General features: G+C 57.5%; 17 protein-coding genes. 9 read left to right on the forward strand and 8 right to left on the reverse strand.

All coding sequences use genetic code 11. From position 1 onward, the window contains the following. The 4 genes from H7850_RS00435 to H7850_RS00450 all read right to left on the reverse strand — a co-directional run bounded on the left by H7850_RS00435 (position 1) and on the right by H7850_RS00450 (position 4,339). Positions 1 to 1,005 (reverse strand): ion transporter, encoded by a 1,005-nt coding sequence (locus H7850_RS00435; protein ID WP_227367432.1) that lies wholly within the window; start codon positions 1,003 to 1,005, stop codon positions 1 to 3. 35 nt (positions 1,006 to 1,040) lie between these two features. After that, the gene (locus tag H7850_RS00440) at positions 1,041 to 1,550 is read right to left on the reverse strand and encodes an acyl-CoA thioesterase (protein ID WP_227367433.1); all 510 of its coding nucleotides are present in this window, start codon (positions 1,548 to 1,550) and stop codon (positions 1,041 to 1,043) included. A 38-nt stretch (positions 1,551 to 1,588) separates the two neighbouring features. Then, a complete protein-coding gene (locus H7850_RS00445; RefSeq protein WP_227367434.1) occupies positions 1,589 to 2,899 on the reverse strand; it encodes a short-chain fatty acid transporter in 1,311 nt (436 codons plus the stop codon). Between the two features lie 99 nt (positions 2,900 to 2,998). Beyond that, entirely contained in the window at positions 2,999 to 4,339 is a 1,341-nt protein-coding gene (locus H7850_RS00450) for an MATE family efflux transporter (RefSeq protein WP_227367435.1), read from the reverse strand. A gap of 85 nt (positions 4,340 to 4,424) precedes the next feature. Here H7850_RS00450 and H7850_RS00455 point away from each other — a divergent pair, with 85 nt between their 5' ends. Continuing rightward, positions 4,425 to 5,840, forward strand: coding sequence for an alginate export family protein (locus H7850_RS00455; protein ID WP_227367436.1), 1,416 nt, complete (start codon positions 4,425 to 4,427; stop codon positions 5,838 to 5,840). 69 nt (positions 5,841 to 5,909) lie between these two features. On the opposite strand, the gene H7850_RS00460 is transcribed toward H7850_RS00455, so the two are convergent. The 3 genes from H7850_RS00460 to H7850_RS00470 form a co-directional block, all read right to left on the reverse strand. Further along, on the reverse strand, positions 5,910 to 6,158 hold the full coding sequence (locus H7850_RS00460) for a YfhL family 4Fe-4S dicluster ferredoxin (protein ID WP_227367437.1): 249 nt from the start codon (positions 6,156 to 6,158) through the stop codon (positions 5,910 to 5,912). 61 nt (positions 6,159 to 6,219) lie between these two features. Continuing rightward, positions 6,220 to 6,702: a pantetheine-phosphate adenylyltransferase gene (gene coaD, locus H7850_RS00465; protein WP_227367438.1), complete on the reverse strand. Its 483-nt coding sequence runs from the start codon at positions 6,700 to 6,702 to the stop codon at positions 6,220 to 6,222. A 234-nt stretch (positions 6,703 to 6,936) separates the two neighbouring features. Beyond that, positions 6,937 to 8,826 (reverse strand): beta-ketoacyl synthase, encoded by a 1,890-nt coding sequence (locus H7850_RS00470; protein WP_227368512.1) that lies wholly within the window; start codon positions 8,824 to 8,826, stop codon positions 6,937 to 6,939. 191 nt (positions 8,827 to 9,017) lie between these two features. On the opposite strand from H7850_RS00470, the gene trmB reads away from it, so the two are divergent. The 4 genes from trmB to dacB are packed head-to-tail and all read left to right on the forward strand — an operon-like array spanning position 9,018 to position 11,996. Further along, a complete protein-coding gene (gene trmB, locus H7850_RS00475; protein WP_227367439.1) occupies positions 9,018 to 9,716 on the forward strand; it encodes a tRNA (guanine(46)-N(7))-methyltransferase TrmB in 699 nt (232 codons plus the stop codon). A 58-nt stretch (positions 9,717 to 9,774) separates the two neighbouring features. Next, the gene (locus H7850_RS00480) at positions 9,775 to 10,191 is read left to right on the forward strand and encodes a PACE efflux transporter (protein WP_227367440.1); all 417 of its coding nucleotides are present in this window, start codon (positions 9,775 to 9,777) and stop codon (positions 10,189 to 10,191) included. Continuing rightward, positions 10,188 to 10,520, forward strand: coding sequence for a DMT family transporter (locus H7850_RS00485; RefSeq protein WP_227368513.1), 333 nt, complete (start codon positions 10,188 to 10,190; stop codon positions 10,518 to 10,520). Before H7850_RS00480 ends, H7850_RS00485 begins: the two co-directional genes overlap by 4 nt. 33 nt (positions 10,521 to 10,553) lie before the next feature. Next, positions 10,554 to 11,996, forward strand: coding sequence for a D-alanyl-D-alanine carboxypeptidase/D-alanyl-D-alanine-endopeptidase (gene dacB / locus H7850_RS00490; RefSeq protein ID WP_227367441.1), 1,443 nt, complete (start codon positions 10,554 to 10,556; stop codon positions 11,994 to 11,996). A gap of 50 nt (positions 11,997 to 12,046) precedes the next feature. On the opposite strand, the gene H7850_RS00495 is transcribed toward dacB, so the two are convergent. Next, positions 12,047 to 12,661: a DsbA family protein gene (locus H7850_RS00495; RefSeq protein WP_227367442.1), complete on the reverse strand. Its 615-nt coding sequence runs from the start codon at positions 12,659 to 12,661 to the stop codon at positions 12,047 to 12,049. Between the two features lie 103 nt (positions 12,662 to 12,764). Between H7850_RS00495 and H7850_RS00500 the strand changes: the two genes are divergently transcribed. The 4 genes from H7850_RS00500 (at position 12,765) to H7850_RS00515 (ending at position 16,372) form a co-directional block, all read left to right on the forward strand. After that, positions 12,765 to 14,660 carry a hypothetical protein gene (locus H7850_RS00500; protein ID WP_227367443.1) on the forward strand — a complete coding sequence of 632 codons (1,896 nt, stop codon included), beginning with the start codon at positions 12,765 to 12,767 and terminating at the stop codon, positions 14,658 to 14,660. Positions 14,661 to 14,755: 95 nt separating this feature from the next. After that, entirely contained in the window at positions 14,756 to 14,989 is a 234-nt protein-coding gene (locus tag H7850_RS00505) for a hypothetical protein (RefSeq protein ID WP_227367444.1), read from the forward strand. Beyond that, positions 14,976 to 15,278: a CopG family antitoxin gene (locus H7850_RS00510; RefSeq protein ID WP_227367445.1), complete on the forward strand. Its 303-nt coding sequence runs from the start codon at positions 14,976 to 14,978 to the stop codon at positions 15,276 to 15,278. Before H7850_RS00505 ends, H7850_RS00510 begins: the two co-directional genes overlap by 14 nt. A gap of 350 nt (positions 15,279 to 15,628) precedes the next feature. Then, positions 15,629 to 16,372: a hypothetical protein gene (locus H7850_RS00515; RefSeq protein ID WP_227367446.1), complete on the forward strand. Its 744-nt coding sequence runs from the start codon at positions 15,629 to 15,631 to the stop codon at positions 16,370 to 16,372. Positions 16,373 to 16,476 lie beyond the last annotated feature (104 nt).

The raw sequence follows: 16,476 nt of genomic DNA on the forward strand, positions 1-16,476 counted from the left end.
TCAATTGTAGCGATTTTGCCACTGCTTTACGGCTACCTGCTCTTTGATGAGCTCCAGGCTGTCGATCAGCACCTGTTCGGTGATCTGGTTGGTGCGCTGATCGGTCTCGAGCATCACGTCGAAGCCGCTGTCCGCCAGATTCTGTAACAGTTCCTTGAACTCCGGCGATTCCAGGCTGGTGACGGCTTCATGCACCAGCTGGGCTGCAACGCCGCTGATGGTCTGATCCAAGGCGTTGGTCATGGAGTCGCCGAAGGGTAGTCGACGCAGGCGCTGTATCTCCGGATTCTCGTTCATGGTGCGGCCTACCAAGGCACTGATGTAGCGCGCGATCAGTGCGCGGTTGTCGCTGTAACCATCACTCAGAATGCTCTGCAGGCGCTGGGTGAGCTCTTCCACCAGCTGCTCCTTGCGGGGCATCAGTATTTCGTTGACGAGACGTCCGGACAGGGCGCCACTACGGCGAACCTCGTCCTGGACATTGCCGATCAGGCGGATCGCCACCCGGTCCGAGAGCTCCTCGAGTGCGATCTCGTAATACTTGGCCAGAATCTGGAACAGCGACCAGTGGCGTACATCGATCAGTCCGAGCCGCTGCAGGCGGAACATCAGTGAAAAGATACGCAGCGCGCGCAGCCAGCGCAGGCCCGCCAAGGGGATACACCCCAGAACGTCGTACCAGTGCACGAAAGGATAGAAGAACCAGCGATGATAACGGCGCTCGGCGATCGCCATCCCCCAGCCAAGCAGCACATCGAAAACGAAGATACTGACGAAGACCAGGTCGATGCTGAAGAAGTTGGCATGGATGTTTTCGGTATAGGCCCGATGCAGCCCCGGCGCCACCGCCGCGAAAGCGTCGTTCAACGGCCCCACCAGAAACAGGCTGTCGAACAACAGGAGCGCCAGATTGACGATCACCAGCGCCATGATGAACAGATCCCAGGCAAGCAGGGCGTTTTCCCGGGGTGTGCGTTCGGCACGTGGCGGCAGCGTCGATCTCATCTCACCTCCTTATGATGCAATAGAGTGCCAATCGCTTAGCGCGATTGAACGCTATAGTGGTTTTCGTGAGTTTGTCGCGCTTCTTCTTCTGCTTCCTTGCGTAGCTTCTTGCGCAGTGCCGCCTTGTCGGAGCGTAGCTGCTGCAGAGAGGTTTCAAGAGACAGGGGCGGCACTCGTGCCGGTCGCCCCTCCTTGTCTACCGCCACCATGGTCAAATAGCAGCTGTTGGTATGGCGAATGACCTTCTCTTGAATCGACTCGGCGATGACCTTGATGCCAACCTCCATGGACGAGCTGCCGACATGATTGATCGAGGCTAGGAAGGTCACCAGTTCGCCTACGTGAATCGGCTGCTTGAACAGCACCTGGTCCACGGAAAGGGTCACCACGTAGCTACCCGAATAGCGGCTGGCGCAGGCGTAGGCGACTTCATCGAGCTTCTTGAGGATGGCGCCGCCGTGTACCTTGCCACTGAAATTGGCCATATCGGGAGTCATCAGCACGGTCATGCTCAATTCGTGTTGGCCGGACAAGGCATCGTTCATCGCGTCATGCTCCTTCAAGGGAAAATTGTTCGAGTCGTTTAGAGAAAAGTGAGCCCTAGACTGATGATCACCCCGGTGATGAACAGCTGAATCAGGCAAAAACCCATGATGTCCTTGGCCTTGAGACCGGCGATGGCAAGTACCGGCAATGCCCAGAACGGCTGCAGCAGGTTGGTCCAGGCGTCACCCCAGGCCACCGCCATGGCGATGCGCGGCACGCTGGCGCCAAGGGCTTCAGCGGCCGGCAGCATGACCGGGGCTTGCACGGCCCACTGGCCGCCACCGGAAGGCACGAACAGGTTGACCACACCGGCGCTGATGAACGACCAGAAGGGTAGCGTATCGGCGGTGGCGATGGAAACGAAGCCTTTCGACAGGGTTTCCGCCAGGCCGGACTGCACCATGATCGCCATGATGCCGGCATAGAACGGAAACTGGATGACGATGCCCGCACTGCCTTTCACTGCCTCGTAGAGGCTATCGAGCAGATGCCGGGGCGTGCGGTGCAGCACGATGGCCAGGAACAGGAAGGTGAAGTTGACCACGTTGAGATTGAGGCCGCCGCCGCGCAGCAGGAAGTGATCGAGCAGGAACAACAGTCCGGGAATGCCCACCAGCCAGGCCAGGGTCATGCTGTTCTCAAGATGTTCCGCCGGACGCGACGCTATGAGTTTGCGCGGTGGGCCATCGTCGAGTTTGCTGGCCTCGACGTAGACGCTGTCCTTTTCATCCGGCAGCATCATTCGATTGACCAGTGGAACAACGACGAACAGCACCACCAGAATTGCCAGATTGAACCAGGAAAAGATCGTCTCGGAGGTGGGCACGATGCCAATTTGATCCATGGCGAAATGCCCTTCGGTGGCGATGACAAGAGGAATGGAGCCGGCCAGGCCGCCATGCCATACCACGAAACCAGAGTAGGCACTGGCGATCAGCAAGCGGTAATCGACGCGAATCTGCTTGGCCAGCTCCTTGGCGAACAGCGCCCCAACCACCAGGCCGAAACCCCAGTTGATCCAGCTTGCCGCCAGCGAGACCAGGGTGACCAGTATGATGGCTCGGGCCGGGGTGCCCGCCTTTGTGGCGAGCCTTGCCAGTTGACGCTTGACCGGGGGCGAGCTTGCCAGCATGAAGCCGGTGACCAGTACCAGCAGCATCTGCATCGAGAAGGTCAATAGATCCCAGAAGCCGTCACCCCAGTAGCGCAGCACCGCCAAGGGCGTCTGACGCTCCACGCCGATGGCCGCGGCAGCGGCGACCAAAGTCAGCAGCAGCACGAAGATGTAAGGGTCCGGCAGGTAGCGTTCGACCAGTCTGACGGCGGGTCGGGATAAGAACTTGAGCATGTTGTTTCTCGCTGGTTTAGTTGTTCAAGTAACCTAGAAAGTAGCGTAAAAAGTACCGCTTGCCTGTGCCACTCTAGTCACAGGCACCTAGCGCCTCTCTCAGATAGTGGCCGCAGCGCTATGCCAGTAATGACGACGATAGTACAGGTAGTAACCCCCTAGGGTCAGCGAGCGCACCAGCATGAAGGTGGTGAACGCCAGCCACAGGCCGTGATTGCCCATTCCCGGGCCGAGGTTCTGAGTCAGCCACCATAGCGGCAGGTAAACCACCAAGGCGATGAAGATGCTATTGCGCATTTCCCGGGTAGCGGTGGCGCCGATGAACACACCGTCCAGCAGATAGCTCCATACCGCCAGCGAGGGCATCAGGATCATCCAAGGCATGAACTCGGCGGCGGTCTCACGTACGGAGGGTAGATCCGTGAGCAGGGCGATCAGCGCGTTGCCGCCAAGAGCGAATGCCAGCATGGCGCCACCGGCGGTAAGCAGGCAAAAGCGTGTCGCTGCCCCGACGCATTCGCCGAATTCATCCCAATCGCGTCGACCGATGGCGCGCCCGATGAGAGCCTCGGCGGCATGAGCGAAACCATCCAAGCCGTAGGAGGTGAGCATGATGAACTGCAGGAGCACCGCGTTGGCGGCAAGAATGATATCGCCCTGACTGGCGCCCTGGGCGGTAAAGAAGGCCATGGCGAACAGTAGCCCCAGAGTGCGCACAAACAGATGCGCATTGACCTGGAAGAGCTGCTGATACGCTTTTAACTTTATCAGTTGCTCACGCAGGAAGTGCCCGTCGAGGCGTTTCAGCTGATGCATGACCAGGGTAAACCCAAGCGCCAAGGCGGTGTAATCCGCAATCACCGTGGCCCAGGCCACGCCGTTGCTGGTCATGCCCAGCCCCACCACGAAGACCAGGTCGAGCACGATGTTGACGCTATTGGTCGTGACCATGATCAGCAGGGTTACGCGGCTGTTCTGCTGACCCAGAAACCATCCCAGAACGGCGTAATTGGCCAGCACCGCCGGGGCCGAAAGAATCCGAATGCCGGCGTACTCACCGGCCAGGCGGGTGGCCTCGGCGCTGCCATCGAGTAGCCACAAGCCGAGGGCGATCAAGGGCTTCGAGAGCAGAATCAACAGCACCCCGATGACCAGGGCCATGATCAGCGCCTGACCCAGCAGATTGCGGACCGAGCTGTGATCCTCCCGGCCGGCGGCCTGAGAGGTCAGACCCGTGGTGCCCATGCGCAGGAAACCGAAGCCCCAGTAAAGAAAGCTGAACAGGGTCGCGCCCAGAGTCACCCCGGCCAGATAGCGCGAATCCGGCAGATGGCCGACGACCGCGGTGTCCACCAGCCCCAGCAGGGGTACGGTAATGTTCGACAGGATGATCGGCCAAGCCAGTAGCCAGACACGCTTGTCGGAGGGGGTGATGATCAAACGGCTTACCTTTTAATTGCGAAACCGGGGCGGTAACCTAAAGTTAATAAGCAACCAACAATGATAGAACAGGGATGTTTGATATATGAAGTATTTACTCCGCTTGCCGCTTAGAGCCATTCGGACGCGCCAGAACGCCTGGTTCCTGGGTTGCCTGGTGGGAATGTCGCCCCAGGCATTCGCCGCCGTGACCGATATCGACTATCTGGAATCGGGTATCCGGCCGCTCTCCTCGGAGCATACCTTCTACGAGAGCGTCGATGGCGATGTGCGCCTCAAGAGCGGTTTGTCCCTTTATTGGTTTGGCGCGGTCACCGACGACATCAATTTCGGCTCCGATCGCAGCATCGACGACAACGCCCCAACCCAGGAGGACCCTGCCTGGTGGGAAGCGGTGGCGCAACCCGAATTGATCGGCGAGGTGGATGTAGGGAATAGTGGCACGCTGTTCTCTGGCCTGCAGGGCAGCCTGGGCATGACCCGGGGCAGCCGCTATGGAGACGCCGCAGGAGCGACCCCGGGGCACCCGGAAGGCACGCGGCTCGATCGCGCCTACGTTGGCTGGCGCAGCGGGGAAATGTTTGCGGATACGCTGGGTGAGAATGCCGTGACGCTATCCTTCGGGCGACAGAAGTTCAGCATCGGCGATGGTTTTCTCCTGGCTGATGGTTTCAGCGATTTCGGCCGCAATGCCACCTATTACATCGGCCCCAGCGAGAGTTTCGAGAAAACGGCGATTGCCTCGGTCGATAGCCACGGCTGGCATGGGGATGTGTTTCACGTGGAAGAGGATCAGTACGCCTCGGACGGGCCGGATGTGGTCACCAAGGTTAACGGCACCAATCTGGATTACACCTTTGGTGAGCGCGCCAAGTTCGGTGTCGCCTATCTCGATCTTTATGAAAGCGATATCGCCACCCGGGACGACATGAGCGTCTATAACCTGCGGGCCAAGGGGGTGCCGCTCACCAGCGTGCCCAACCTCTCCATAGGCGGTGAGTGGGTCTATCAGGACAACGACGACCAGGGCATCGATGATGACGGCTGGTATCTGCAGGCGACCTATACCTTCGAAAACATGCCTTTGCGGCCTCAGATTCTCTATCGCCGAGCAGAGTTCAGCGAAAACTACGACCCCTTGTTCTTTGACTTCGTCAGTGGCTGGGGCAACTGGTTCATGGGGGAGATCGTCGGTGAGTACATGCTGTTCAACAGCAATCTCGACATCGATATGATCAAGGGCTCGATTCAGCCGCGGGATGACCTGGAAACGGGGCTGATCGCTTATCGCTTCCGTTACCACGACACCGAGGCGGCGGGGGCCAGCGACAAGGCGTTCGCCAAGGAAGTGAATCTGTACGCGGACTGGGCGATCACCGACAAGTTCTCGATCTCGGCCATCTACGCCGTGGCCTTTCCGGACGAAGGTGCCGATGAGCGTTTTTCCGGTAACGACGACACGGCTCAGTTGTTCGAGCTATATGCGTACTATCGCTTTTAAGGGTAAGGCGTAGGGGGCATTAGAGGGTGTTTACAAAAGTGACGAGCGCAGTAGTTTGTAAACACTCTCTTAGGCGGCAGTGATGATGTGATATTTCTTCATCAACTCGTCCTTGGTCTCTTCGCGCTCGGGGTCGAGCGGAATGCAGTCCACGGGACAGACTTGCTGACATTGCGGCTCGTCGTAATGCCCGACGCATTCGGTGCACAGATTGGGATCGATGACGTAGATCTCTTCCCCTGGTGAAATGGCATCGTTGGGGCACTCGGGCTCACAGACGTCGCAGTTGATGCATTCGTCGGTGATCATCAGGGCCATGAGTCATATCCTCGCTACGAAGTAGTGGAGTGAAGTAACGCGCCTATCACGAATCTACGCGTCAAGACGCATGATAACGTGCCCGCAGGGCATCGGCGACCCGTGGATGCACCAGTTGGCCGACGTTGCCACCCAAGCGTGCAATCTCTCTTACGATGGTAGCTGAAATATAGGAGTTTTCGACGGCCGGGGTCAAAAACAGGCTCTCCACATGGGGCGCCTGGGCGCGGTTCATGTTGGCCAGCTGCAATTCGTATTCGAAATCCGAAACCGCACGCAGCCCCCGCAAGATGATACGTGCGCCTTGCTGGTCCAGCAGCTCGGTAAGCAGGCAGCTGAAACCCACCACCTCGACGTTGCCCAGGCCGTCGACTACCTCTTCGATCAAGGCAATCCGGGTATCGATATCCAGTGCCGGCTGCTTGTTCGGGCTTTCCGCCACCGCCACCACCAGCTTGTCGAACATGCGGGCGGCGCGTTCGATCAGGTCGTAATGCCCGTTGGTGATAGGGTCGAAAGTGCCGGGATAGACCACGGTATTCATGGATAAATCCTTTGAAGGTGTTTACAAAATGCCTGCACTTGGCAATACAGCGTTGAAATTGACCTCAAAATGCTCATTTACACCCAGTAAACTGCGCTTTTTCGCTCAATTTCGCCTTGTCTTGCCTTCGTTCGCCTGTTTTGTAAACACCCTCTTTGCCAGATCAGGGTGTAGCGATAGCTGCGCTTGAGGCCATTGTCTGCCTTTCAGGCATCGTTTCAAGAGGCCCGGCTTTCAACAGCCCTCGTCATCGAGGCGGCCGAAGGGATTGTCCACCGCCAGCGATACTGGTCGCGCGTAACCGGGGATATGGATGCGCTCCGGGTCGATATCAAGTTCCGGACCTTCCAGCACCTCATGGCCGAAACGATAGATGACCTCGAAGTTCGCGGCGTCCGCACGCTCCCGATAGGCCTCGCTCATCGCCAGTATGGCTTCGCGGCGCTGCTTCCAGGCATCGATTGCCGCCTGGCCGTGCCGCTTGATGAGTAGACGCTCGGTCACCTGCGGCGACAGCACCAGGCCGGTGGCGTTGTTGCCGCCGAAGCCCTTGGCGTTGATGAAGGCGGCATCCGCCTCGAAGGCCAGCGGTTTTTGAGACAGCTTGAGCCGTTCACCGTGCACATCTTCGGCCACAGCATCCAGATAGGGAAGGCCGGGAATCAACCCATAAGCGAAGCTGCCCAGGGCGCTGGCCAGTTGATCCCCGGCGGCACTGCCCTGGGAGTGCCCGACGAAGGTCTTGATGCCGGCCACTGGCCAGGCGGTGATGTCGTTGGCTCGGGCGATTTCATGCAGCACATGGGATTCGGTCACGCGGTTCTTGGGGGTGCTGGTGGCGTGGGCATGCACGAAACTACGTTCCTGTACGGCGCGCTTGCCCAGTATTTCCCGGGCCAGCGCGACTGCCTTGCCCATGGTGATGTAGTTGCCAATGCCGGGGGCCGAGATCGAGCGCTTCCAGCCATCCGCATTGGCAAACACACCGGGTACGCTGCCAAGAATCTGAGCGCCGGTTTCCAGCGCCAGGGAGTCGTCCATCAGCAGCAGGAACTGGCTGGCTTCGGCGATGGTGAAGCCGCAATTGCGGGCGAAGGGGCGGCAGGCGCGTTGGTAATCCGCATCCGTGAGCAGGGTCAGGGCATCCAGGGCCTTCATGCTCTCATCGTCCGCCAGGGCGCTCATGGCGCGAAAGCCTTCGATGATTTCCGGGGTGATGGGGGCATCGCTGGTACCCACCATGACGACGCGACAACGACTGCTGCGAATATCCTCGACGCCTAAACGCAGATTGTACAAGAAGGTGGCGCAAGCCCCTTGAATGGCCCCGGTAGTGCCCACGCTGCCCAGCACGTAGGCGTTGAGAAAATCCGCCGGCATCTGACCATAGCCCAGGGGCATCTGCTTGGACGTGGCGCGATTGCCGGAGACATAGCTCTTGAGTAGCCCGCCCCAACCCTGATCATCGAGTTGGCCGATGGAGTTGCCGGCGTACACGGCGATCTGGTCCGGGTCCAGGCTATCGCGCAGTGCATCCCAGTCCAGACCGCTCTGGCCCAGGCAATCGCTGGCACCGAATATCGTCATGGAGAGCCCGCGGGGATGATGCACGCTGTGATAGAGTGCGCTGGGCTCGAAGCCGCTGGGTAGTTGGCCGGCAGCGCGTACCTGGCCCTTGCGGCGTTCGGGGAAAAGCACCTCCAGATCCCCCGCCGGTACGCTGACTTCCACCTGCTTGCTGTCGAGTTCCTGCACCTGCCACTGTTCGGGAAGTGGGGAGGGAAGCTGGCGCCGGCGCACTTGAAAGACCACGGGCGACTCGAAATGAAGCCGGCTGGCGCGATTGGCGGTGATCTCGTCGACGTCGAACAGCGCCGACTCGATGCGCCGGATGAGGGTGCGCCCGAGAATCGTCTCCCGGTGATGCTCGATGATGTCGTCGCTGGTCAATGTCTGGCCGTGCCGATCCCGCCAGGCGCCATCCGCTTGCCGTTGAAACAGCTGCATCATCGCCGCCAGCCCTATCAGCGTTTGTGCCTGTTCGCCCTGGGGTAGAGCGTCGAGCACCGTGCGGCGAAACGCCTGGTGGCCCGACGTCCTGCCGGCGGCGTTGACACCGCCCATGCCGACAATCACCGGTAGTTGTGACAAGCCGCGTTCCTCGTGTGCTGGTGGATCTCTATCAGTGCAATTCTGGTGCGGGATGATAGCACCTGGCTTGCGGCCCCGTCATGCCAGCCAGAAGATGACGCGACTAGGGATTGCGACTGGGGGCTGCTAGAATCGTCGGTCATTTTTCTTAGCGCTTCGTCAGTATGCACGCTAATTCGCGAACCATCGTCACCAATCAGACTGAAGTACATCAGGATCTATCCCGGCGTGTCGAGCGGGCGCTGACCCATGCGCTGCGAAAGCCCGTGGCGGAGCATACCCGTGAGGCATTTTGCGCCGCCGACGAATGGCTGATGCTGCAGGGCAAGCCCCTGATTCTCGACGCTGGCTGCGGTGTTGGGTTATCGACCCGTGAGCTGGCACGGCAGCACCCGAATCATGCGGTCGTCGGTATCGATCGCAGCGCCGATCGCCTTGGTCGCGAACATGGCGTGCTGCCTGACAACGCCCGTCTGGTACGGGCCGATCTGGTCGATTTCTGGCGCCTGGCCTTGGCTGAAGACTGGCAACCGACGCATCACTATCTGCTTTACCCCAACCCCTATCCCAAGGCGGCGCATCTCAAATTGCGCTGGCACGGTCATCCGGTATTTCCCGTGATTCTGGCTTTAGGAGGGAGACTCGAAGTGCGGTCCAACTGGCGGCTTTATATCCAGGAGTTTGCCCAGGCAACGAAGCAGGCAACGGGCCTTCAGCCTGTTGTATCCGAGTACGATTCGATGGGCCAGCCCCTCACGCCCTTCGAGCGCAAGTACCAGGCCAGCGGCCAGCGGCTCTGGCAGCTAGTGGCCGAGTTGCCTTATTGCCCGGGCCTGGTACCGACGGCAGGTGAGGGGTCGTGATGAGAGGGGAGACACAGCGAAACGCCAGGCACGGTAAGAACACGAAGGGAGCCGGATAATGCGTAGTTGGGGTGAGCGGGTATTGCACATGACCCTGTTCGAAGTGGGCGGCTTGGTCATCGTCACGCCGCTGTCGAGCTGGCTGACGGGCCACGACATGGGCCGCATAGGCTTATTGGCCGTGGCCATCGCGACCCTGGCCATGCTCTGGAACCTGGTGTGGAATCGGCTGTTCGATCATTGGGTGCCCACCCGCAAACGCACCTTGAAACAACGTATCGCTCAGGCACTGGGTTTCGAGCTGGGCCTGCTGATCGTGACATTGCCCGGCGTCGCCTGGTGGCTGAATATCGGACTCATCGAGGCCTTCTGGCTGGATCTGGGCTTCATGCTGTTCTTCTTGTTGTACGCACTGCTGTTCAATACCGCCTTCGACGCCTTCATGCGTCATCGTTTGGCCCGGGGAGAAAACTGATGGCGTATGTCTATCTGTTCGTGGCGATCGTCGCCGAAGTGCTGGCCACCAGCGCCCTCAAATCCTCTCAGGAATTCACGCGCTTCTGGCCCAGCGTGCTGGTAGTAGGGGGCTACGGACTGGCCTTTTACATGCTGACCCTGGTGCTACGCACGGTGCCGGTGGGTATTGCCTACGCCTTCTGGGCCGGACTCGGTATCGTGCTGGTCACCTTGATCGGCGTCGTCGTGTTCAAGGAGAAACTCGATCTTGCCGCGGTGCTCGGGCTTGCCATGATCATCGGCGGCGTGACCGTCATTCAGCTCTTCTCCAACGTGTCGGCTCATTGACCCATACCATTTCTTATCTATCAGGATCCTTTCATGCGTCGCCCCATCATTGCCTTGCTCGCCCTCTTCCTGCTCGCAGGAATGCCTTTCACTCTCATGGCGGCGGGGTTCGACCACGTCAATCGATTGACAAACAAGGGGTTTGCCGTAGGCGCCCAGGCCCGGATGCTCGACAGCGGCAAGGTGCTGGGTGAAATCGATGCGCAGCGCCAGCTATCGCCCGCATCGGTATCCAAGCTCTATATCGCCGCGGCGGCGTTGGATCGTTGGGGGCCGCAGCACCGGTTCACCACGCGGCTGGTATCCAGCGGCTGGATCGATCAGAACGGTACCCTGCAGGGCGATCTGGTGCTGGAAGGGGGCGGTGATCCAGCGCTGGTGTCGAAAGATCTCTGGCAGTTGATACAAGGGCTACGCCAACAAGGCGTCACCTCAGTCAACGGCCAGCTGATCATCAGCCAATGGCGTTTTGGTCCGGTCGAGTGCATTACCACCGACCGCTGCAATTCGCGCACTCACTCGCGCAACTCCTACGACGCGCTGCTCTCTTCCGCCGGGGTCAATTTTGGCAACTGGTGCGTGAATATCTTGCCGGGCGCCAAGGCCGGCACGCCGGCCCGGGCCATGAGTTGCGATATTCTGACCCCTCTGGTCAAGGTGGATAACCGCGTCAAGACCATGATTGCCGGGGAGCCGACCCGAATCAGCGCCGAGCGCGTCACCCGGGATGGCGTGGACACGCTGGTTCTCGATGGAAGTATTGGGCTGAACAGCAGCCCGCGCCAAGTCTATCGCTCCAGCTCCGACCCTGGGGGCCAAACCGGAATGACGCTGCTTGCCATGCTCGAGCAGGCGGGGGTCAAGGTCAGCGGCGGCCACACGACAAGCGTGACTGCGCCGCCCGCTGCCAGTAGGGAGCTTGCCTCGGTGGAGAGCGAAACAGTGCAGACACTGCTGCTGCGCACCCTGAACTACTCCAACAATTTCATGGCGGATACGCTGAGTCTCGATCTGATCGAACAGCCCCGAGCCTCACTCAGGCAGGCCGGCGGAGAGATCGAGCGATTCGCCCAGTCGTTACCCGGGCATGGCCCCTTGACGCTTTACAGCGGTAGCGGCTTGACCACGGAGAATCGCACCTCGGCTCAGGGCGTCAATATGCTGCTCGAGGCCATGTACCGCCGCGCCTCCCTGTTTCCCCCATTCGTGGCGGGCATGCAGGCACCCGCCAATGGCCCGATGCGCTTCATTCGTCGCGGCAGCGATATCTTTCAGCACCACGTCATGATCAAGACCGGCACCCTCAATCAGCCTTACGCCGTGCGCGCCATGGGCGGCTACTTCCGCACCAGCAAGGGCCGCTGGGGCGCTTTCAGCGTGCTGGTCAACGGCAATGGCTCGACGCCCTATCTTCCCTGGTCGGAAGTGCTCGACCCCCTGGCGGAGGATTTGACGGCGATGATTCTGAACAACTGACGGTGTGCGCTTCTCATGCCGAGCGCTACGTTGAGTGCAGAACGGCCGTCTCAACTACTCCCGGAAGCCTCCGCGACGTCTAGCGCTGCAATGGCTTGCTGAAGCTGGGCGGGGTCGGGAACGCCGGCAAAGGTACGCTTACCCACGATGATGGTTGGCACCGAGGTTATGTTCGCCTCCTCGACAGCATGACGCTGGGCCTCGCGTTGGCGCTGGCGATAAGTACCCTGGGCCAGGGCCGTGAGTGCTTCCTCGCGGTCGAGGCCGATGTCCTGAGCAAGATCGGCGAGAACCTCGGGGCTGCCGATATCCTTTTCTTCCTGGAAGAAGGCCTTGAAAACCCTCATCGTGAAGGCGTGGCCCAGGCCTTGATCATCGGCCAACGCAAATACCTCGAAAGCCTTGTCGGTGCGGGGCTGTGGCGAAATGGCCGGTAGCTTGATCGGTACACCCAGACGCTCTGCAAGCGGGTACACCGAATGTTGCCAGACCTGGGGCAGGTACGGATCTTCCACGCGCAGCGTAGGCACCGGCGCGGGCCTTAACTCGTAGGGGCGCCATTTGATTTCGACATCCTGGCCCTGGGTCGCGTCGTCGACGACACGTTCGGCCAGCAGGCAATACGGACAGACATAATCGGAATAGATCGTGATCTCTTTTATCATGCTTGCTCCTGGAAAGGTGTCATGCACTACATGAGGCCGTGAAACTCGACTGACAAGGCGCCATGCCCAATTAATTTAGTCATTCAAGCTATGGATGGTTTTAATGAATAAATACGTCAAATGCATCGTCGCGCTGGCTCTGGCAACGTGCTGTGCCAGTGCAGCCGTTCAGGCTGAAACGAAGGCGGCGACTACCCCTGCGATGGAAACATCCGGCGATAAGCGCCCAAAAACCTATCCGCCGCTCAATCAGGTGATCGACAGCAGAATCCTGCCCAAGCTGGATGTGTTTTTCGAAAAACTGCTCAGTGAAAAAGAAGATATAACCCTTGACGGTGTTCGTGCATTCACTGGAAAAGACAAGTTTCTTCCCGGGAAAATAGCCATCGGGCTGAGCTATCTATTACTGAATACGCCAAGAGAAAGCCCCGAGTTCGAGCGCTACCTGGAAGGCTATCGAAAGATAGCGGACATGACCGTTGATGATCGCAATGAAACCTGGGGTATTTATTACTATGTGTCTGCCCTTTATCGCTTGCAGGAAGCGGGGTTGCTGGAGCGTGCGGTTAGCCGGAATACACTCAAGAAGCTGAAGAAGAAAACCGATTGGCGGCAGTTCGTCGATCAGGATGACTACTCGCTGATCAGCCTGCCGACCAACTATTACGGGGTCGCGTTTTCCATCGCTCGATTGCGCTATCTGCTGGGCTGGGAAGACAAATCGGCGAGTGAAAAGCTGCTGAAAAAGATGATGGACCACTACCGGAAATATTCCGGTGAATATGGCTTTTCTGACGAAACCGAAGGGGAAGGGCGCTTCGATCGCTACAGCATTCTTCTCATCGGCGAGATATCCCAGCGCTTCATCGAAACCGGAATGGAGGTCACGCCGCAGATGAGGGAATGGCTGCGCAACTCCGTTGACGCCATTCTGGTAAGGCTCAATGAAGAAGGGCATGGCTTCAGCTTCGGACGCAGCATTGGCGCCTATGGGGATACCGCCTTTCTCGAGGTGCTTTCCGCGGCGGCCTATCTGGATGTGCTGACGCCCAAGGAAGAAGAGATGGCCTACGCCTTTGCCATTAGAGCCACCCAGCGCTATGTGGATTTCTGGTACGACGAGGATATGAATTCCGTCAATCTCTGGGACAAGGGTCGCACCTCGGATGACTATCGCGGCAAACATCGGATACTTGGCGAGAACTTGAGCCTGTCGCATCAGTTGATCTATACCGCCGACCTCTGGAACGAAATAGGCTATGAAGGCAAAACGCCATCAAGTGATTTCGACGCCTGGCTGGAAAAACTGCCTACCAGTACCGTCACCTGGTTTGCCAAAGGCGACTATGATCGGGCACTGGTAACCTATCGTGGTCAAAGCCATGTCATCAGCTTGCCGCTGATCAATGGCGGTAAATCCCAGCATATGAACAACCCCTATTATCCCATTCCCTTCTCGAATGCGATGCTGGAGGGAACTCCGGATGAAGACTACCCTCAGCTATTGCCCCGGTTCACGTTAGCGGACGGGGACGAGCTGATACCGGCTGCCTTCATACGCAACGTGCAAACCTCGAAAGAGGGCAATACCTTCACGGTTACCTATGAGCAGGAAGAAGTCGATCGGCTGGGTAAGAGTCGCCCCATCAAGGACGATCGCCTGGAAGTCGAAACGAGATACGACTTTTCACCGGGCAAAATCACGCGTACCGATGTTTACCGGCCAACCGAAACGTTGGAAGTGGATAACATTACGCTGGAATTCGCCAGCTTCTCGAGTGAAGCAACTATCGACGGCAACACGGTGACGTTCGATAAGGGCGATGTCACGGAGTTCGCGGTCAAAGGACTCAACGCATGTGAAGTGGATAGCGTTGATGGCGAGCCGCCTTATCAGACCCCGGTCGGGCCGCTGTTGACACGGGTTGCCTGCAAAACCGACGACATGACGCTGGACGAGCCACTGGAAATGTCATGGTCGATAAAATATAAGTCGTGAGTGCTTGGTTATTCAGGATGTTCAAATGAATGGCTATGGCAGCTATATCAAGCGAGTGCTTGACCTCGACGGCGCCGATATCGGTTTGAAGGGGCATGGTCTCCTTTGAAGACGTTCTGTTCGTTCTCCAATCTGGTGGTTTGCTTGACGATGGACCTCACCCCAACAAGGGTAAGTATCCGAATCAGCGCCTGTTCGTGGTTCGGATTGATGATTACGCCTGGCTGGTACCGTACGTTGAGAATGACCGGGAATTTTTTCTCAAGTCAATTATTCCCACCCGCAAGGCCGCCAAGAAATTTCTAGGGGGGCAATATGGCCAACGTTAAATTAGATTCTGAAGAGCAAGAGTTGCTTGAGGCTTACGAATCTGGGGAATTTGAATCGGATCTGGATGCCGACCGGCGGGAATACCTCACCAAGGCAGCGGAAGAAACATTCAAGAAAGACAAGCGGATTAATATCCGCATCTCCAGCCGGGACTTGGAGGCACTTCAGCGCCAGGCACTAGAGGAAGGGCTTCCGTACCAGTCTCTAGTCTCCAGCGTTCTGCACAAATATGTCTCCGGTGGGCTCAAAGACATCTCTGCTAACAAGTCAGGCCGGCGGACGCGCTAAAGCGCTCCGCTGCGTTCCAAGAGAGTTGGTCTGCACGGGGATTAGCACCAAGGGCTGGTTTATATTAGTGGGAAGCGGCAGGGGATACTGGGTGCGGCTGTGATGCAAGAAGTGAGGCGGGTGAACAGGTTGGGTTATTGAGTGATTGATAACGCCCCAAGGCGGACGTTTCGGAAAATGCAGCAGGCGTGCGAATTTTGGATATATAGCCTAATTTTAGTTAATAGACTTAAAGATCAAAAGCTTGCTATAACCTCGGCAGGCTGCATTTGCCGGACAAACGTGCTCGCACGTTCACCCAATCATAGAACACGCCGTCTAATACGCTGTTATATGCACATGAAGAGTCTATGAGCGATTTTAGAAATTTTATTATTGGCCTTTCTAGGGCGGCCGAAGAATTTAAAAAGCGGGCTGAAACTGTAGACTTGAAAGCAGTCCATAGTAGGATAGAATATCTTGTAAATAATCTTCCTAAAGATATTGAAGATGAATCTATTAAGTTGATGAACAGGGGATGGTTTATCTGGTTTTTAGACGGAACCATGCCCGATTTTTCCAAAAAGATGAATGCGCTTGTCGGGAAGAGTGAGAGTGATCAAGATTCATATATGATTGACTATATAGAAGAAAATATATTGCATTTTGAATCTGAGCTTTGTCGTATTTACCCTGATCGTAACAATCAGATCGAAGACGCCTTCAAAAGTCACCACTCAGAAATATATTTCTCCTCAATTCCTACTCTCCTAGCTCTGTCGGAAGGCATTGGCAGAGATCTATATCCGAGTATGGGTATTTTTGCAAAGCAAAAGCCAAAAGGCCCCAAGACCGGACTTCCTAAAACTGACGATATTTTCGACTCCATCTCTGGGCTGGAAGTATTTGAAGAGGCTGTCTTAAAACCTCTGCGAGTTTCTAGTGAGGTTACGAAGACAATCTACAGTCCAACTGAGGAAGAAAAGAAGCTTCTCAATCGGCACTTAATTATGCACGGGAATTCGGGCTTATATGGCAGTAAAGAAAATAGCCTAAAAGCTATTAGTCTTGTTTATTTTGTGCACAAATCACTAGAGCACCTTAAAAATGCCTAAAGCACATAACAAACGCAAGCACACGGAACAATTTTCCGCTGCGCTCCAAATTGTCCGGTGTTGCGGGCGTTCAAAGCCATCTGAAAGCCCGCTTCTGACCGCTT

The sequence above is a fragment of the Halomonas sp. M20 genome (assembly GCF_020622265.1).
GTDB lineage: Bacteria > Pseudomonadota > Gammaproteobacteria > Pseudomonadales > Halomonadaceae > Modicisalibacter.